The sequence below is a fragment of the Caballeronia terrestris genome (assembly GCF_001544515.1).
Taxonomy (GTDB): Bacteria; Pseudomonadota; Gammaproteobacteria; order Burkholderiales; family Burkholderiaceae; genus Caballeronia; species Caballeronia terrestris.
This window is the reverse complement of sequence record NZ_FCOL02000048.1, coordinates 22458-39918: the sequence shown is the minus strand read 5'-3', so window position 1 is coordinate 39918 and position 17461 is coordinate 22458. Positions and strand designations below refer to the sequence as shown.

The 17461-nt window shown below is 67.8% G+C and carries 10 protein-coding genes; 4 read left to right on the top strand and 6 right to left on the bottom strand.

Annotated features, from left to right (window positions below; genetic code table 11):
* Nucleotides 1–331: 331 nt before the first annotated feature.
* Nucleotides 332–1108 (top strand): PP2C family protein-serine/threonine phosphatase, encoded by a 777-nt coding sequence (locus tag AWB67_RS26865; protein WP_087659250.1) that lies wholly within the window; start codon nucleotides 332–334, stop codon nucleotides 1106–1108.
* Nucleotides 1109–1115: 7 nt separating this feature from the next.
* Here AWB67_RS26865 and tssC read toward each other — a convergent pair whose 3' ends face one another.
* The 6 genes from tssC to AWB67_RS26835 all read right to left on the bottom strand — a co-directional run bounded on the left by tssC (nucleotide 1116) and on the right by AWB67_RS26835 (nucleotide 13893).
* Nucleotides 1116–2621 carry a type VI secretion system contractile sheath large subunit gene (tssC, locus tag AWB67_RS26860; RefSeq protein ID WP_087659249.1) on the bottom strand — a complete coding sequence of 502 codons (1506 nt, stop codon included), beginning with the start codon at nucleotides 2619–2621 and terminating at the stop codon, nucleotides 1116–1118.
* Nucleotides 2622–2670: 49 nt separating this feature from the next.
* Nucleotides 2671–3180 carry a type VI secretion system contractile sheath small subunit gene (gene tssB / locus AWB67_RS26855; protein ID WP_087659248.1) on the bottom strand — a complete coding sequence of 170 codons (510 nt, stop codon included), beginning with the start codon at nucleotides 3178–3180 and terminating at the stop codon, nucleotides 2671–2673.
* Between the two features lie 106 nt (nucleotides 3181–3286).
* The gene (locus AWB67_RS26850) at nucleotides 3287–4513 is read right to left on the bottom strand and encodes a type VI secretion system protein TssA (RefSeq protein WP_087659247.1); all 1227 of its coding nucleotides are present in this window, start codon (nucleotides 4511–4513) and stop codon (nucleotides 3287–3289) included.
* 14 nt (nucleotides 4514–4527) lie between these two features.
* A complete protein-coding gene (locus tag AWB67_RS26845) occupies nucleotides 4528–9954 on the bottom strand; it encodes a two-partner secretion domain-containing protein (RefSeq protein WP_087659246.1) in 5427 nt (1808 codons plus the stop codon).
* An 11-nt stretch (nucleotides 9955–9965) separates the two neighbouring features.
* Nucleotides 9966–11684, bottom strand: coding sequence for a ShlB/FhaC/HecB family hemolysin secretion/activation protein (locus AWB67_RS26840; protein WP_087659245.1), 1719 nt, complete (start codon nucleotides 11682–11684; stop codon nucleotides 9966–9968).
* Nucleotides 11685–11718: 34 nt separating this feature from the next.
* On the bottom strand, nucleotides 11719–13893 hold the full coding sequence (locus AWB67_RS26835) for a CHAT domain-containing protein (protein ID WP_235025332.1): 2175 nt from the start codon (nucleotides 13891–13893) through the stop codon (nucleotides 11719–11721).
* Between the two features lie 261 nt (nucleotides 13894–14154).
* On the opposite strand from AWB67_RS26835, the gene tssJ reads away from it, so the two are divergent.
* The 3 genes from tssJ to AWB67_RS26820 all read left to right on the top strand — a co-directional run bounded on the left by tssJ (nucleotide 14155) and on the right by AWB67_RS26820 (nucleotide 17438).
* The gene (gene tssJ / locus AWB67_RS26830; protein WP_087659244.1) at nucleotides 14155–14664 is read left to right on the top strand and encodes a type VI secretion system lipoprotein TssJ; all 510 of its coding nucleotides are present in this window, start codon (nucleotides 14155–14157) and stop codon (nucleotides 14662–14664) included.
* Between the two features lie 123 nt (nucleotides 14665–14787).
* On the top strand, nucleotides 14788–16119 hold the full coding sequence (tssK, locus tag AWB67_RS26825; protein ID WP_087659243.1) for a type VI secretion system baseplate subunit TssK: 1332 nt from the start codon (nucleotides 14788–14790) through the stop codon (nucleotides 16117–16119).
* Nucleotides 16120–16124: 5 nt separating this feature from the next.
* Nucleotides 16125–17438 (top strand): DotU family type VI secretion system protein, encoded by a 1314-nt coding sequence (locus tag AWB67_RS26820; protein ID WP_087659254.1) that lies wholly within the window; start codon nucleotides 16125–16127, stop codon nucleotides 17436–17438.
* The last annotated feature ends 23 nt before the right edge of the window (nucleotides 17439–17461 follow it).

Below are 17461 nucleotides of genomic sequence, written 5' to 3'. Positions count from 1 at the left end.
CGTCGGAGCGAAGCGAGGACGGAGCCAAACGGAGCGCATACCACTCAGAGGAAGTGCGCGTTGCCACAGTGGGTCCGCGAGCCAAGCCCGGCTCCGCCGTGAGGGCGACACTTACTCTCCAGCGCCAATCCGTTTTTATGCGAGTGAGGGTTGGTTAGCACTGGCGGTTGGAAGCTGCTTTCTTTGCTTACTTTCTTTGCAGCAGCAAAGAAAGTGAGTCCCGCCCCGGACAGGGGCAGAGCCAATAGACCGATAAGAAAGCAAGTTCAATCGGAGCACGAGCGCATCAAACGGTCTCAACAACCCAACCCCGCAAAAAACGAGGCTCATCGTGCAACTGCAAACGGCAAGCGTGACCGACGCAGGCGGCCGCAGCCGCAACGAGGATGCTTATGGACAATGGCGCCGCGAGCCACTGCTGGCGTGCGTCGTCGCGGACGGCGCGGGCGGACATGCGGGAGGCGCCACCGCGTCGCGCATCGCGGTCGACACCGTGCTCGCCGAACTGGAGCGCGTCGCGGCGCGCGACGCCGTGCTCAACGGAGCGACGCTGCTGCGCGTCTTGCTGCGCGCGAACGACGCCATCGTCGATGCCCAGGAGCACGGCAACGGCCTTGAGCACATGCGTTCGACGGCGGTTCTTTTCGGCATCGACGAAACGGCGCAGCTCGCCGCCTGGGCGCATTGCGGCGATACCCGGCTTTATTGCTTCCGCGACGGCGCGACGTGCGTGCAGACACAGGACCACAGCCTCGTGCAGAGCATGCTCGATGCGAACCTTTTACCGAGCCAGGACGTGCGCCATCATCCGCGCCGCAACGTGCTGTTTTCCGCGCTCGGGACGGCGGACGACTTGCAGATCGCGGTATCGCAGGAACCGTTCGCACTCGCCGACGGCGACGCGTTCCTGCTCTGCACCGACGGTTTCTGGGAATATGTCGACGAAAGCGCGATGATCGGCGCGATAGGGCGCGCCGCGTCGCCTTCTGCGTGGCTCGAGCTGCTCGCCGCGCACGTGCGCGCAGCAGCCAAGCCCGGTCACGACAATTTCACCGCGACGGCCGTATGGATCGGCGACGCGCAGAAGACCATCCTGCGCACGCGTTGACTTGGGATCAGGCCGCCGCCTTCGCCGACGGCAGACGCGAGACGAGCCGCAACGACACGGTCAGCCCTTCGAGCTGATAATGCGGCCGCAGATAGAACGTCGATGTGTAATACCCCGGCGCGCCTTCCACTTCCTGCACCTTCACCTCGGCTGCCGCGAGCGGCTTCTGCGATTTGGTGTGTTCGGACGAATTGGCCGGATCGCCATCGACGTATTGCGTGATCCAGCGGTTCAGCCAGTTCTCCATGTCGGAGCGCTCCTTGAAGGTACCAATCTTGTCCCGCACGATGCACTTCAGGTAATGCGCGAAGCGATTGCACGCGAACAGGTACGGCAGACGAGCGGCGAGCGCGGCGTTCGCCGTAGCGTCGGGGTCTTCATACTCGAACGGCTTTTGCAGCGACTGCGCGCCGATGAACGCCGCGAAATCCGAGTTCTTCCGATGGATCAGCGGCATGAAACCGTTCTTCGCCAGTTCCGCCTCGCGCCGGTCGGAGATCGCGATTTCGGTCGGGCATTTCATGTCGATGCCGCCGTCGTCGGTGGGGAAACTGTGCACCGGCAGCCCTTCGACCGCCCCGCCCGACTCCACGCCGCGAATCCGCGAACACCAGCCGTACAGCTTGAACGACCGGTTGATGTTGACCGCCATCGCATAGGCCGCGTTGGCCCAAGCGTACTTGCTGTGATCGGCGGAACCGGTGTCTTCCTCGAAATCGAACTCGTCGACGGGCTCGGTTTTCGCGCCGTACGGCACTCGCGCGAGAAAGCGCGGCATCGCGAGGCCGATATAGCGCGCATCCTCCGATTCGCGCAGCGACTTCCAGCTCGCATACTCCGGTGTCCCGAAAATCTTCGTCAGGTCGCGCGGATTGGCAAGTTCCTGCCACGAATCCATCTGCAGCAGGCTCGGGTCGGCGGCCGCGATGAACGGGGCGTGCGCCGATGCGGCCACCTTCGACATTTCGCCGAGCAGTTCGACATCAGGCGGGGTCTGGTTGAAGTAGTAATCGCCGACGAGCGCGCCGAACGGCTGGCCGCCGAACTGGCCGTATTCCTCTTCATAGATGCGCTTGAAGAGCGGGCTCTGGTCCCACGCGATGCCCTTGAAGCGCTTGAGCGACTTACCGAGGTCCTTCTTCGAGATGTTCATCACCCGTATCTTGAGCATCTCGTCGGTTTCGGTGTTGTTGATCAGATAGTGCAGTCCGCGCCACGAGCCTTCGAGCTTCTGGTAATCGGGATGGTGCAGGATCTGGTTCACCTGTTCGGTCAGCTTCAGGTCGATCTCGGAGATCATGCTCTGGATCGTGCGGATCGCGTCGCCGGAGATGAGCTGCGTCTTCGAAAGCGCCTGCTGCGCGAGCGTCTGCACCGCCGTCTGTACGGCGTTCATCGCTTCGTCGCTCTTCGGGCGGAATTCCTTGTTCAGGAGCGCGGAGAGATCGCTGCCTTCTAGCGTGGCACCCTGCGTCCCGGGCTGGCTTTCGGCGGACTTCGGAATGTCGGACATGGTCGTTTTCCTTGCTGCAAGGACACCGCGGAAGGCTGAAAAGCCGCGTTCATTCGCCTGCTGCGGACGGTTTCTGCGGCGCGGCGGCAAGCGTCTGGAGCAGCGCCGGGTCTTCGAGCACGCGTGCGATCAGTTCCTCGGCGCCCGTCTTGCCGTCCATATAGGTGACAAGGTTCGCAAGCTGGGTGCGCGCTTCGAGCAGCCGGTTGAGCGCATCGACCTTGCGCGCGACGGCGGCCGGCGAAAAGTCGTCCATCGTCTCGAACGTGATGTCGACGCTCAGGTTGCCTTCGCCCGTCAGTGTGTTCGGCACCTGGAACGCGACGCGCGGGTTCATCGCCTTCATGCGGCTGTCGAAGTTGTCGATGTCAATTTCCTGGAACTTGCGCTCGCCGACGGGCGGCAGCGGATCGGCGGGCTTGCCGGTGAGGTCGGCGAGCACGCCCATCACGAACGGCAGCTGGATCTTGCGCTCGCTGCCGTAGGTTTCGACGTCGTACTCGATCTGGACGCGCGGCGCGCGATTTCGGCCGATGAACTTCTGACTGCTGGTTGCCATGACGCCTCCGTGCGTGTTCGGGCTTCACGTTCATAAAGACGATTGGGTGGCTCGGCGATTGAAACGCCGGGCTTTTCGTGTGCTGCGACAGCTCGTCCGTCCTTCGTCATTCGTCGCGCGTGCCGGCGATCAGGCGGAGCTGCGCGAGGCCGTCGGGCGCGAGGTCCTGCATGATCGCGACGAAATCCTTGTCCATCAGCGAGCGCGCCCGGCGGATCAGGAGCGGCGCGGGATTGGTCGGCTCCGTGCGTTCGATGAAGGCGCACACGGATTCGAGCAGCCGGATCGCGTCTTCGCGCGTCGCGAGCGCGCCGCCGCAACAGATGGGCGCGAGTTCGGGCGGCGGCGGCTGAGAATCGGCGTGGGGCGCGGATTCGACTCGTCGCTCGGTTTCGACGGAAGCTTCGCGCTGCGCCAACTCTGCTTTCGCGGCGGGCTGCGCCTCCGCCGCCTTCGCCTCTGCTTCCGCGGCGACCTGCGCCTCCGCCTTCGCTTCTGCCTCCGCGGCGGCCTTCGCCTCCGCTTCCGCGGTGGCCTGCGCCTCCGCCGCCTTCGCCTCCGCCTCCGCCTTCGCCTCCGCCTCTGCCGCAGCCTGCGCAAGCGCCGCGCGTCCCGCCGACGCGACCGACTGCGCGATGCCCATCATCATCGTCAGGCTCGGGGCGTTCTCGGAGCCGAAGCGCTCCGTCATCCGGTTCGCCAGCGCCTCGACCGCCTGCGGCAGCGCGAGCGCGTCGGCGAGGGCGTTCGCGTCCTCGGCGAGCACCGCGCCGAGGACGCCCAGCACGAACTGCAGCGTCATCCCGCTCGCGCCCTCCGGCGCCGCCAGCCTGCCCTGCGCGATCAAAATGTCGCGCACCGTCAGGCGCTCGCCGCGCGTAAGGCAGACTTCGGCCGAGCGCAGGTCGTGGAGCAGCGTCGAGTGGTCGTCGAACGGCGTGTAGGGATCGGCGAGCGCGGCGAGCGCATTCACGCGCAGCGCGGGGTCGTTGCCGTCCTCCGCGTCGAGCGGCGGATACAGGCCGTCCCAATAGCGCTCTAGCAGCCCCAGGAGCAGCCGCAGTCCCGCATGAAAGCCTGCGAGCCCCGCGACGTGTGTCGCCGCGCGTGCATAAATCAGCGCAAGTCGCAGGTCCTTCGAGCGGCCGAGCTGCGCCGCCGACCGGTCCATCACCTCGCGCCACGGCGGCTCTTCGGCGGCCGTCTCGAACTGGCGCTCGGGCTTGCCGCCCGCGAGCGCGGCGAGTTCGAGGAACGCGGGATCGTATTCGAGATCGATCCCGCAAGGCGGCATCGATCCGGTCGGCGCGAGCAGGGGTTCGATATCGGGCATCACGGCCTCCTCGCTCAGAATTCGCCGCAGCCGTGCTCGCCGTTCACGACGAGGCAACTGTTCAGGTTCGGCCGCGAGCGCACCCGTTTCCACTCGACCGCGAGCGAGTCTGCAACGCTTTCCGGCTGTTGCAGCGCGAGGATCGGCTCGGTCGATCCCACGCAGATGTTGATGCCGCCGAGGTTGCTTTCGTAGACGAAGCTCTGCTCCTGCGCCGTGAAGAGCGGCTGCAGGCCTGAGCGGTTGAAGATGGCCGGGTCGATTGGACGTTCGGGCGGAGGTGTGATGGTCAGCGTGCCCGGCACGACCGTGACCAGATAGCCGACCGGCGACGAGAACGTGCCGTCGATCGGATAGCGTCCAGGCGGCGAGGCGGGGGTGGCGGTGCTCGTGAGCGGGCCTGCCGTGAGGGCGTTGCCCTGCGTGTCGCTCGTGACGAGGCCGCTCGTGGTGAAACCGAACGGCCCGTTGGGCGCCCCTTCGACGCGTGTCTGATCACCGATGTCGACCCTGACCGACGGCCGGGCGACGTAGACGAAGTGATTGGCATTGAGCGGCACGTTGCCGGGCCAGCTACAGGTTCCGGGGAACGAGCAGCCGTAGAAGTTCGGCTGCGCGCCGCCGGGATCGAGGCCACCGCGCGTCTCGCCCTGCCATGTCGATGCCCAGACATGCCACGCGTCTCCCGAAACAAGCCGGCCGTTGCCCGGATTGGCGAACACACCGTTCTCCATCACGAGGTCGATCTTGCCGCCAGCGCGCACGGTGGTGGCGCCGAGCGCGATGCTGCCGTTCGTCGATGTGGCCTGGAGAATGCCGCTCAGTGTGGAATCGGTGACGCCGATCGCAGTGGCGCTTTGCGTAGTCCAGTCGAAGCTCTGGGCACTCAATGGCCCGATCGCGAAGCTGCCCAGGTTGGAGAACGTCACGTTGTTCGCGTTCGAGATCGCGAGCGTGCCGACGTCGTTGCCCGCGTCGATCAGGGTGAAATTCGTGTTGCCCGCGAGCAGGAGGCCGGCCGCCCGGATGCCGTTCGGATCGGTGACCGGTCCGGCCGAATTCAGCGCGAGCGTCTTGCCCGGCATCGACACGCCGTACGGCAGCGCGATACCGCCGCTGCCCGTAGCCGGGTTCAGCAGCGTGAGACTTGTCGCGACACTCGGGCGTTGCGGTGCGACGCATGTCGTGGCGCCGCCCGCACAGGCGCCGTTGACGGTAATGGCGCCCGTCTGGGTGGCCGAGCCGAGGACGAGCGTCTGGAGCGTGGGGGAAAACGCCTGATATTCGGCCGGACTGATGGAGAGGCCTGTGCCGCTGCCAAACAACGTGATCGGTACGGCGTTCTGCGGCGGCACGGCAAAGGTGCCCGGATCGACGGAAGCCGCCGCAATCGCCGCGACGCCCTGCGGTATCGAGATCGAATTGGCGGCGCCTTCGATGTCGAGACTGTCCACGCCGGCGACACTGCCCGGAAGCAACGAGAGCACGCCTTGCTGGCCGGTAGTGATCGTGAAACTGGCAGGCGGAGGTTCGCCGTCCGACGATCCAGGCACCGCGATCAGTATCCCCGGATCGAAGGAGGTGGTCGAACCCGCGATCGAGATCTTGCTGCCAGCGCCGTTCGCCGAGATCGCGCCGTCCTGAAGCACGACGCCGTTGGCACCTTCGGCGATGCGGGAGCCCGCCGGTTCGTTGCCCTGCGCGCTGCCGCGGATATCGACCGTGCCGCCGTTGGTCGTCGTGATCGTTGAGCCGTCGTAGATGCCGACGCCTGCTTCCAAGGCACCGCTACCCGCGCCATAGAGTCGCACGGCGCCGCTGCCGGACGTGATGGCCGAGGGCGGCGTCGTGCCGAAGGAAACGAACACGTTGTTGCGCACGACGACACCGCTGCCCGGCCCGGCATTCGGCCCGACGCTCGTGCCCTGCAGTTCGACGCTGCCGCTCGACGTGGTGAGCGTCGACGAGTTGATGTCCACGCCGATTGCCTGCTCGGCATCGAAATTGTTGACGCCGTGGAGCGTGATCGATCCGCTCGTCGCACCTGCGCGCGTATCGATATCGGCGCGCTCGAGGAAGACCGCCGCACTGTCATAGCCGGTCGTGCCGCCGGTTGCCGTGCCAGCGGTGAAATTGCCGCCGTTGGTGGAGATTTGCACGCGGTCGGCGGAACTGCTGTTCGTATTGCCGATCGTGATTTGCCGCGTCGCATCGAGGACGATGTTCAACGCGCCGGAAGTCGAACTCACGCTCGACGGCGTGAAGTCGATGTCGCGCGCCGCGTTCAGAGAGAGCGTCGCGTCGCCGCCGGCGCTCTTGAGGAGCGTGCCGCCGACATCGATGTCGCCAGCGCTCTCGCCGGCCGCCTGCGCGGTCACGGTCGTGTTACCGATCGGCGCCAGCGCGGCGTTGCCAAGTTGCACGACCTGATTCGTGGCGCTGCCGAAGCCACTCGACACATTGCCGGCGATGCGCAGGTCGCCGGCATTCTGATAGTCGACGCGGCCGGTGCCGGCCATCGCGAGATTCGACATCTGATTGTTCGCGTTCGTGAGCAGGAAGTTCCCAGCCCCGGCGAGGATCAGCGAGTTCGCGATAATGGCATCGCCCTGCGTGACTGGCCCCGTCGATGCGAGCGTCAGGGTGTTGAAGCCCGCATCGAGACCAGCCGGCAACGAGATTCCCCCGCTGTTCGTGCCGGTGTTCTCAAGCGTGAGGCTCGTGTTGAAGAAAGGGGTTTCGTTTTCGAACGCGTTCAGCGTGATGCTGCCGGTATGCGTGTTCGAGCCGACGACGATCGTATCGATGCTCGACGAAGCGGCGTTCAGCAACGACGCCGGGATGTTGAATCCGGCTCCCGTGCCCGCGATGTCGATCTGCGTGGCGTCGCCGGGAACGATCGCGAAGGTGGCCGGCGCGACGCTGCCCGGCACGAGCACGAGCGTCCCGGTGGTGGAAATCGTATCGGAGCCGTCGATGGCGAGCGTCGCGTTCGTGCTGGGACTCGCCCCGCGCAGGATGACCGTCCCGCCCGCGCCGGTCTGAAGGGTGCTGGTCTGCATGCTGATCGCGCTCGCCGTCGAAGGAGGCTGCAAGGACGCCACCGAGCCCGTGACCGACACGGTCTGTAGCGCCCCGTTCGCTTCGATGCTGGCGCCGGTCAACGACACGGCAGGGAAAAACGAATCGACGTTCGATGCGGACTGCGGGCGTCCGTCGGTGAGGCCACGAATGTCGATCGATCCGCCGGTCGATACGACCCGGGCGGGCGTGTCCGAATTGGACTGGGTGATCGCCACGCCGGGCGCCGCGCTGCCGCTGCCGTAGACGCGGATCGGTCCCGCGCCGGAGCTCAGGACGGTTCTCACGTCCGACGAGCCGGATATGAACACGCCGTCGCCCAGGGTCGTCCCGTTGACGGCACCTCGAACGTCGATGGCACCGGCGTTGGTATTGATCGTGACGCCGGTAAGGGAGACAGCGTTCCCGCCCGCCGACGATCCGCGGATGGTGAGGTTGCCGCCGGGCTGCGTGAGGTCCGCGCCGTTACCCGTCTGCACCCGCGTATCGATGGTGACTTCGTTCATCGGGACGCTGGCGCCCGTCTGCGCGGCCGTTGCCGCAACGTTGCCGATCACGACGTCGCCACCGTTGGATTGCAGCGTCAAGGCCCGCAAGGCCGGGTTGGGGAACGGCGCCGTCCCGCCCTCGCCTGCCATCTGAATGGCCGCGCCATTGTTTGCCGCGTTGCCACTGGCGTTGGCCTGTAGCACGATGCCGAGGGGACCGGTCCCCGGCGCTGCCGTAATGGAGGGAATCAGCGTCGGACCGTCCCCACGGGGAACCGGCGTCATGATGATCGAATTGAGGGCGTTGAGTGTAAGCGTTGCCGCCGTGGTGCCGCTCGTCCTGGAAATCGCCCCCTGCACGAAGATGTTGCCGAGGTCGCTGCCGGTGCCGGCGGTCGGCACGGTGGTGATCGTGACCGACGTGTTGTTGTTGAGCTGGGCATCGATGGCCGCGTTCGATATCGTCGAGCTTCCAGCGGGCGTCGCGCCGAGGGTGGTCGGGTCGGTGATTGTCAGGTTCACGGGATCGATCAGCCAGAGCCCTCCGACCCCCATCGGCGCCGACGCATCGATCCGCGCCTGTGCGATGTCGAGGTAATCCCCCGACGTCTCGATCTTCCCGCCATTGCCGCCCAGCGGTCCGCCCTTGGCCGTCAGCGTCCCGTAGAGCCGCGCCGTATCGTGTCCAAACGCCACCACCTGCCCGCCCGCACCGTTCGCGAGCGCATTGGCATGAATCTGCGCATCGGGCGCCATCCACACCGCCTGCGCGTTGCGCAGATCCGCGTCCGCGCCCGCCGCGCCGCCGCCGAAACGTACCCGCCCGCCTCCCGCCGCGCCGCTCGCATCGACGCGCGCGCCCTCCTGCAACGCGACGTGATACCCGGTCACGTCGATATGGCCGCCTGTCAGGCCCGCGCCGGCCGTCGCGTCCAGCAAACCCGCCACCTGCGTCTCGCCAGTGCCACCGCCATCGAGCAATATGCGCCCGTCGCGCTCCGCCACGCTCTGCGCACGCACCACGCCTTGCTGGTTGAGCACGGTCCCAGCGAGCGCATCCGCGCTTTGCACCGACATCACCACCAATCCGCCATCCGCGAGAATCGCGCCGGAGTTCGCTACCAGCGCATCGGCTGCCGCGCCGTTGATCCTGAGCATCGTGAGACCGTCGCCGGCGAAGTCGAGCGTGATGTCGCTGCCCGCGCCGAGCGCCACCGTGCCGAGCTTCGCGCTCACCGTGCCCTGATTGTCGACCTGCGCGCCGAGCATCGCGACCGTCCCGCCGTTGGCCGCCGTGATCGTCCCCTGGTTCACGACGCCCGCGCCCGCCGGTCCGCCCACGCTCGTAAAGCGGTACTTTCCGGCAAGAAAATCCTTGTCGGAGATACCGAGCGTCGATGCAACCAGCGACCCCACGTTCACCGACGCCCCCGGCGCGAAAAGCACGCCCGCCGGATTCACGAGGAACACGCGCCCATTGGCGTTCAGGTGGCCCGCGATCACGCTTGCATCGGTTCCGGTCACGCGATTGAGCAGGACCGCGCTCGCATTCGGCTGCCGGATGTTCACGGTCTCGTTCCCGCCGATCGAGAACGCCTTCCAGTTGACGATGCCCTTCGGCGACGTCTGGGTGATCGGCAGCGTGTTGTTGGCCGCCTGCCCGATCGCCACGTCGCCGCTCACGACCTTCCCGTCGACCGGCAGCGCGAGCGCGCCGGGCGCGATGAGGAACGCGAAGAGCGGCATCAGCGGCGCGGTCCCGCCATGCCGCCGCGTGCGTTGCGCGAGCTTTCTGCGCTCGCGCTCGAGCGCGCGCCGCTGCTGCCGTCCCATCCCGCTGGCACTGCCGGATCCGCTGGACGTATCGCTCATCGCATGCTCCTTCAGAACGCCTTCGAGACCTGCACGTAGACGCGCGGGACTTTGTCGTCGCCGGTCGAATCGGCGCGGGTGGTGCGCCAGGCCACGCTGCCATCGACGGTGATGCCGTACGGGCCCGTCCAGTAGAGGCCGATGCCCGCGCCGCTGCGGGTCACGGTATTCGCGCCCTGTCCGGGAATGGAGCGCGCGTTGTAGCGCCCGACGCCGATATCGAAGAACGCGGACAGCGTGAGCGGCGGCAGCACGGCATAGCGATACGAGATGGTCGCGATCAGCCCTTCGTCGACGACCGCCTCCGACGGCGAATACGCGCGCACCGCGCGCGGCCCGCCGAGCGTGATGCGCGACGAACTGTCGAGATTCTGGTTCGCCCATTGCCCCGACACGCCGATGAACACGCTCGACTTCGCCGTGATCGCGTTCAGGCGGTTCGCGAGTATCGTCATGCGCACGCTGTTGCCTTCGGTGTTGCGCCCGCCTGGCCCCTGGTCGAGCGCGCTCGCGAGCGACGAATCGATTTTCAGATGCGCGACCGACAGTTGCACTTCCGCGCTGTTGAAGCCGCCGCCAAGAAAGCTGTCGCGGCTCTCGTACGACAGGCCGACGCTCGCGAGCGCGAGCTTCTGCGGGTTGTCGAAGTCGATGACGCCGGTCCGGTCGGTGAGCGAGCGGTATTCGAGTGCGCCGCGCAACAGCAGGTTCTGGCTGCGCGAGCGGATCAGCGGATGCGAGATGGAGGCGGTGACGACGTCCGCGTCGCCGTGCGCATCGAGTGCCGAGAACTGCTCGCCGAGGTAGTAGTACAGATGCGAATACGCGATGCCCGCGCGCGTGCCGTCGCTATCGATCGGCGCGTCGTAGCCGATGCGGCCGTACACGGTGTCCGCGCGCTCGGCGGCGAGCAGGTTCATGTCGATGTTGTCGCCGATCCCGAACGGCGACGCGATCCGTCCGACCGCGCCGAGCCGCCAGCGCCCCGCGGGCGCCGCGCCGAAGTTGTCCACGGCGACGCCGAAGTCCCAGCGACGTTTCGGCTCGACGTTGACCGTCAGGTCGACCGTGCCCGGCACGCTGCCCGCTTCCAGCGCGGACGTGACCTGAATACCCGGTACGTCCGAGAGCAGCAGCATCGTGCGTTCGAGGTCGCGCTGCTGCAACGGCCGGCCCGGCTGGATCGCGGTGAGCCGGGCGCGCACGAGGCTCTCCTTGATCGGCGCATCCGGCGAAATGTTGAGCCGCACGCGCCCGATCTTTCCTTCGAGGACGGTGAAGGTCACGTCGCCGCTCGTCACGTCCTGCGGCGGGATCACGACCTGCGCGAGCGCATAGCCACGTTCGCGATACGCCTCGGCGATACGCGCGGCGATCGTGTTCAGGTCGGCGAGCGTGACCGGCTGGCCGATCTTCCCGTCGATGAGCGGCAACAGCACGTCCGACGGCAGCGTCTCGTTGCCCGCGAGATGGATGCTGCGCAGGACGAAGGTCTTGCCGTCGGGCACGGGCGCGGCCGGCGCCGGCTCCTTCGGCAGCACGCCCGCGGCGCCCGGCACGGGCGCGACGGGCACTGGCCGGGTTTGCTGGTTGAGCAGCGTGCCGGCGTCCGGTATCTGCTGGGTTCCAGCGCCCGGCGGCTGCTGCGCCAAAGCGCCCGCGCTCGCGCAGCACGCGAGCGCGACGGAGACCACACCGGACACGCTTCGGATGGACTTGGGCTGCGGCATGGATTCCCCGCTGAGATGACTCACGACCTTCCCCTCAAGGCGCCACCGCGAGGCGCCAGCCGCCCATCAGGTCGAACGGGGCCCAGTAGAACGGGTGCGAGAACCGTTTGTCGGCGAGGACGGCGAGTTGCGCCTTCTGCATCGCGTCGATCGCTTCGTCGCCGCGCGTGAGCGACGTGTAGAAGGTGCGCATCGTGAGCGCGGTCGAATCGTCGGAGACCGGCCACATCGAGACGATCAGGGCGGACGCGCCCGCGTAGAAGAACGCGCGCGTGAAGCCCATGATCTCGTCGCCGCGCTCGATGCGCCCGAGCGCCGTCTCGCACGCCGACAGCGTGACGAGCGCGACGGAATCGAACTTGAGGTTGTAGATGTCCTGCGCGAGCAGCGAATCGGGGCCGTCGGCGGGCTGCGTCGCGGGCGCGAGCAGGATGCGCGAATGCAGCGGATCGATGGTGTCGGCTTCGGCGTGCGTCGCGACATGCACGATGCGGCCCGACGGCGCGTTGTCGCTGAACGCCGCGCGCGTCACCGCCGATTGCAGGAAGGTTTCGCGCTTCGTGAAAAGCGGCGCGATGTCGCGCACTTCCGCCTCAGCGCCCGGCAGGTCGAACGCGGGCGCGATGCGCGGATTGCCGAACGCGACGAGATCGCTCGCCACGCGCTGCTGCCGCTGCACGAGCTGGATCGCGACGCTCGCCGATGGCGCGAGCGCGATCGGATGACGCTGGATCAGGAAGCCATCCGCGTTGCGCAGCGCCTGGAACGGCATGTAGTGCAGCGCGCCGTTGGGCACGATGATGAGCCGCTCGCCAGGCTTGAGCCCGAGCGGCGCGATAAGCAGCGCATCGAGTTTCGTGCCGTAGGTGAGCGCCTGCGGACGGCCGCGCGTGATCGCGTTCCGAAAATCGCTGACGGCGAGCGTCATGTCCTTGCGCGGGATCGGCAGCGTCATGCCTTTGAGGCCGTCCGCGCGGACGACCCACGCGATCAGCTGGTTCGGCAGACCATGAAATTCGACGATCGCCTCGTTCGGCCGCAGTGCGCGGCGCACGTCGTCGAGCGAGAGCGCGCGGCCGTTGAGTTGCTGCGTATCGACGCCATCGGCGAGGCGGTTGCGCACCACATCGAGCAGCGCCCGCGCGCGGCTTCTCTCCGACAGCGACCACGCGAACGCATAGTCGCCGTCCTCGACGACGAGCGCGATGGTTTCCTCGAAGACCATCTGGGTATCGGCGAAGAGGCCGGTCTTGAATTCGTCGCTGCGAAAGCGCGCGCGGATCGTCTCCGAATCGTCGAGCGCGAGGAGCCACGCGGCGCGCGCCTTCGGGCGGTCGCCGAGCGCGAGATACGCGCGGCCCATGCCTTCATGCGCCCACAGGTTCTCGTAGCTCGCATCGCCCCGCTCGCTCTTCGTGACGCCGGCGGCGAACGCATCGAGCGCCTCTTGCGGCTTGCCTTCCGCGAGCAGCAGATTGCCTTCGATGCGCTTGTAGAGCGGCGCGAGGTCCGCGACCTTGGCGGCGCTGGCTTCCTCGAAGGTCTTGCGGGCGGCGGCCGGATCGCCGGCTGCGATCTGCGCGTTGGTCAGCGAGAGCAGCACCATCGGGCGATAGCGCGGAGAGGCCGTTTCGAGCGCGGCGCCGTACTCGGTCAGCGCGGCGGCGGTGTTACCGCGCCGGGCCGCGATGTCGCCGAGCACCTTGTGCGCCGGCGCCAGCACCTGCACGGGATTTTTCGCGCCGCCCGCAACCGCTTCCTTCGCGTAGCGCTCGGCGTCGTCCAGGTCGCCCGCGTAGCTATAGGCGATTGCCAGGTCGCGTTTGGAGAGCGCGAGCAGGTCGGCGTTGTCGGTCTGCTGCGCGACGAGGAGCGCACGCGAAGCCGCTTCGATGCTCTCGCGAAAATCGCCGCGCTCGGCGGCCGCGACCGCCATGCTGCAGTACGCGTAGCCATCGAGCTTGACCTGATCGCGGGCGAGCAGCAGGCGCCCTTCGCTGGAGAGCGACTGGATCGTCTCGGCGTCGCGCGCGCGGGCTTCGGCCTGGCGTGCGGCCGGCGTGAGCGGCGCGTCCTGGGCGCGCAGGCTGCCCGGTGCGGCAAGTGCGACAACGGCGGCGACCGCGGCGAGCAGCACGAGCCACATCGACGGCCCGCTTTTGACATCGATGGCCGCGCCGGCCATCCGCGCCTGCTTGATCGGATTCACGAACGATTCCGCCGGAAAGAGTGGAACGGAGGCCGGCCCGCGCTTTATCGCGTACACACAAGGCCGCTTGCGAGGCGGCAAGCCCATCGCGCCCGCCGCTGCTCCGACTAGACGAACCACGGCGCCGAATTTAAAAACGCGCCGGCTCGTTCGTCTGTCGTTTGCCCGGTCGTCCACCTGCTGGGGGACATCGCGCGGCTCCCGCCTGCGGTGCGCCCCGCCAGGGCTCACGACAGAACCGGCGCAAGGAGCCTGAGAGCCATGCGACGCATCGAATCGAACGCGAGGAGCGGCGGGTTCGTCCGTCATGTGCGACGTGCCTGTCTCGTCGCGCTGCTTTGCGTGATCGTCGCCGGTTGCAAGTCACCGCCGCCCCCGCCTCCGCCGACGGTCGTCAAGCTCACCGTGTCCGTGCTCGCGACGGCCAATCCCGATCGCAGCGGACGGCCGTCGCCGATCGTCGTGCGCGTGTACGAGCTGAAATCGACCGCCGCCTTCGACAGCGCCGATTTCTTCACGCTCTATGCCAAGGACCAGGCCGCCCTCGGCGCGGACCTGAATGCGAAAAACGAATTCTTGCTGCGCCCGGGCGAGAGCAAGACGCTCGATCCGGCGCCGGTGCAGCCCGGAACGAAGTTCATCGCGGTCGTGGCGGCCTTTCGCGATATCGAGCGCTCGCGCTGGCGGGCGACGTTTCCGGTACCGCCGAACAAGACCTCGCCGGTTGCCGTCAAGGTCGATGCCGCCGATGTGGGGATCGTGGGTCCGTAGCGTCGACGCCAGCGCTTGCAAATTCCCGCGCCCCGAATCGTTCTTGAAGGCGGGCGTCGCGGCGCACGAACGCATGCGAGCCTCGCGGACCCTGGGAAGCGCTGCCTGCCGACACGAGCCACCATGACCTGGCACCAACGAACGATCTGGTCCGAGGGATTGTTCCTCGAGCCCCAGCATTTCCAGCAGCACGACCGCTTCATCGAGCACCTGGTCCACGCGCACGGCCGGGCGACCGAGGCGTGGGCGTGGGGCTGGGTCGCGTGCATGCTGGACGAGGTCGCGCTCGGGCTCGGCAAGGTGGCGATCGCGTCGGCATTCGGCGTGCTTCCGGACGGCACCGCGTTCTCCTTTCCCGACGAGGCGCCCGTGCCCCCGCCGCTCGACATCCCCGCAGGCACGCGCGACGAAACGGTGCTGCTCGCGCTGCCGCTCGCGCGCAACGGCGCGAAGGAAGTCGACGTCGAAGGCGGCCCCGCCGATGGCCTGCGCTATCTCGCCACCGATACCGCTGTCGCCGACGTCACGACGAGCACCGACCGCGTCGCCGAGATGCGGGTCGGCATGCCGAACCTGCGGCTCCTCCTCGCGCGCGACGCGACCGACGCCTACGCGACCATCGGCCTCGCCCGGGTGCTGGAGCGGCGCGCGGACAACCGCGTGCTGCTCGACCCGCGCTATATCCCGCCGACGCTGCACGCGCTCGCCGAGCCGCATCTGCTCGGCTACGTGCAGGAACTCGCGGGCCTGTTGCACCAGCACGCCGACCGGCTCGCCGCGCGCATCGCCCGGCCGGGACGGGGCGGCGTCGCGGAAATCGCCGATTTTCTGCTGTTGCAGACGCTCAACCGCTGCGAGCCGCAGTTCGTGCATCTGCTGCAGGTGCCGCTCCTGCATCCCGAGCGCGTGTACCGGCTCGCGATCGCGCTCGCGGGCGATCTCGCCACCTTCGACGAGCGCCGCCGCGTGCTCGCTTTCCCGCCGTATCGCCACGACGATTTGCAGGCGTCGTTCGAGCCGGTGCTGATCGAAGTGCGCCAGTTGCTCTCGCAGGTGCGCGAGCCGGATGCCGTCGCGATCGAATTGCAGAACCGCAAGTCCGGCGTGCGCGTGGCGGCGATCGGCGATCTCGAACTCGTCAGGAAAGCCGGCTTCGTGCTCGCGGTCAACGCCCAGATGCCGGGCGAGGCGCTGCGGGTGCGCTTTCCGGCGCAGGTCAAGATCGCGCCGGCCGACCGCATCCGCGATCTCGTGCATCTCGCGCTGCCGGGCATCAATTTGCGCGCGATGCCGGTCGCGCCGCGCCAGTTGCCGTTCCACGCGGGGTTCAGCTATTTCGAGCTCGACCGCGGCGGCGAGCTGTGGAAGGAACTCGAACAGACTGGCAATCTCGCGATGTACATCGCGGGCGACTTCCCGGGGCTCGAACTGGAATTCTGGGCGATCCGCCAGTGACCGACATGACGAGCGACGATCCGTTCGCGGGCTTCGAGTCCGACCAGACCATCATCAAGCCGAATCCCGGCGCGCGCCGTCGTCCGGGCGCGGCGGGGGCGTCGTTCGATGGCGGCGCGCCCGGCGCACCCGGAGCTTTCGGCGATGCGACGCTCGATACCGCGTTCACGCAGGGCGGCTCGATCAATCCGCTGATCGCGGCGTGCTCGCCGCTTCTGCGTCTCGCGCCGCAGATCCGCGCGATGACCGCCTGCGCCGATCCCGCCGCCCTGCGCGAATCGCTCGCGCGCGGCATCCGCCGTTTCGAAGCCGAGGCGCGCGCGAACGGCGTCGTCGCCGAGCACGTCACGGCGGCGCGCTACATCGTCTGCACGATGCTCGACGAAGCCGCGTCCGGCACCCCCTGGGGCGCGGGCACCTGGGCGCGGCAGAGCCTGCTCGTCACGTTTCACAACGAGACGTGGGGCGGCGAAAAAGTGTTCCAGTTGCTCGGACGGCTCGCGCAGAAGCAATCGCAACATCTGCAGTTGCTGGAACTGATGAGCGTCGTGCTGGCGCTCGGCTTCGAGGGACGCTATCGCGTGGCCGGCCAGGGACGGCAGACGCTCGACGCGGTCCGCGAGCGCCTCTATCAGCTGATTCGCAAGGAGCGCAGCGAGCCGGAGCGTGCGCTTTCGCCTCACTGGGAAGGCGTGCCCGCCGCGCGCCGCCGCGCCACTGACGTCCTGCCCGTCTGGGTCGTGCTCGCGTTCGCGCTCTTCGTGCTCGCGGCGGCCTATCTGGCGCTGAGTTTCCATCTGGGGCGCGTCTCCGATCCCGCCTTCGACACCATTGCAGCGATCCGAGCGGGCGCGACGCGCCCCATCGTCATCACGGCGGCGCCGCGGCCGCGTCTCGCGGAATTCCTCGCGCCCGAAATCCGCGACGGCCTGGTCACCGTCAGCGACCAGGTGGATCGCTCGGTCATCACGATTCGCGGCGACGGCATCTTCAAGCCGGGCAGCGCGGCCGTCGCGGAACGCGTGCAGCCGCTGATGCGGCGCATCGCCGAGGCGTTGAAGGCCGTGCCGGGCAACGTGCTCGTCACCGGCCACACCGACGACCAGCCGATCCGCTCGGCGCGCTATCCATCGAACTGGGAGCTGTCGAAGGAACGCGCGGCCAACGTGCGCGATCTGCTCGCAGCCACCGTGCCGCCCGAGCGCCTGAAGGCCGAGGGCAAGGGCGACGCGGACCCGCTCGCCCCGAACGACACGCCCGCCGGACGCGCGCAGAACCGCCGCGTCGAAGTGACGCTGTTCGCGAAGCCCGGCGCGTGAGCGGCGCGACGACAAAAATCACG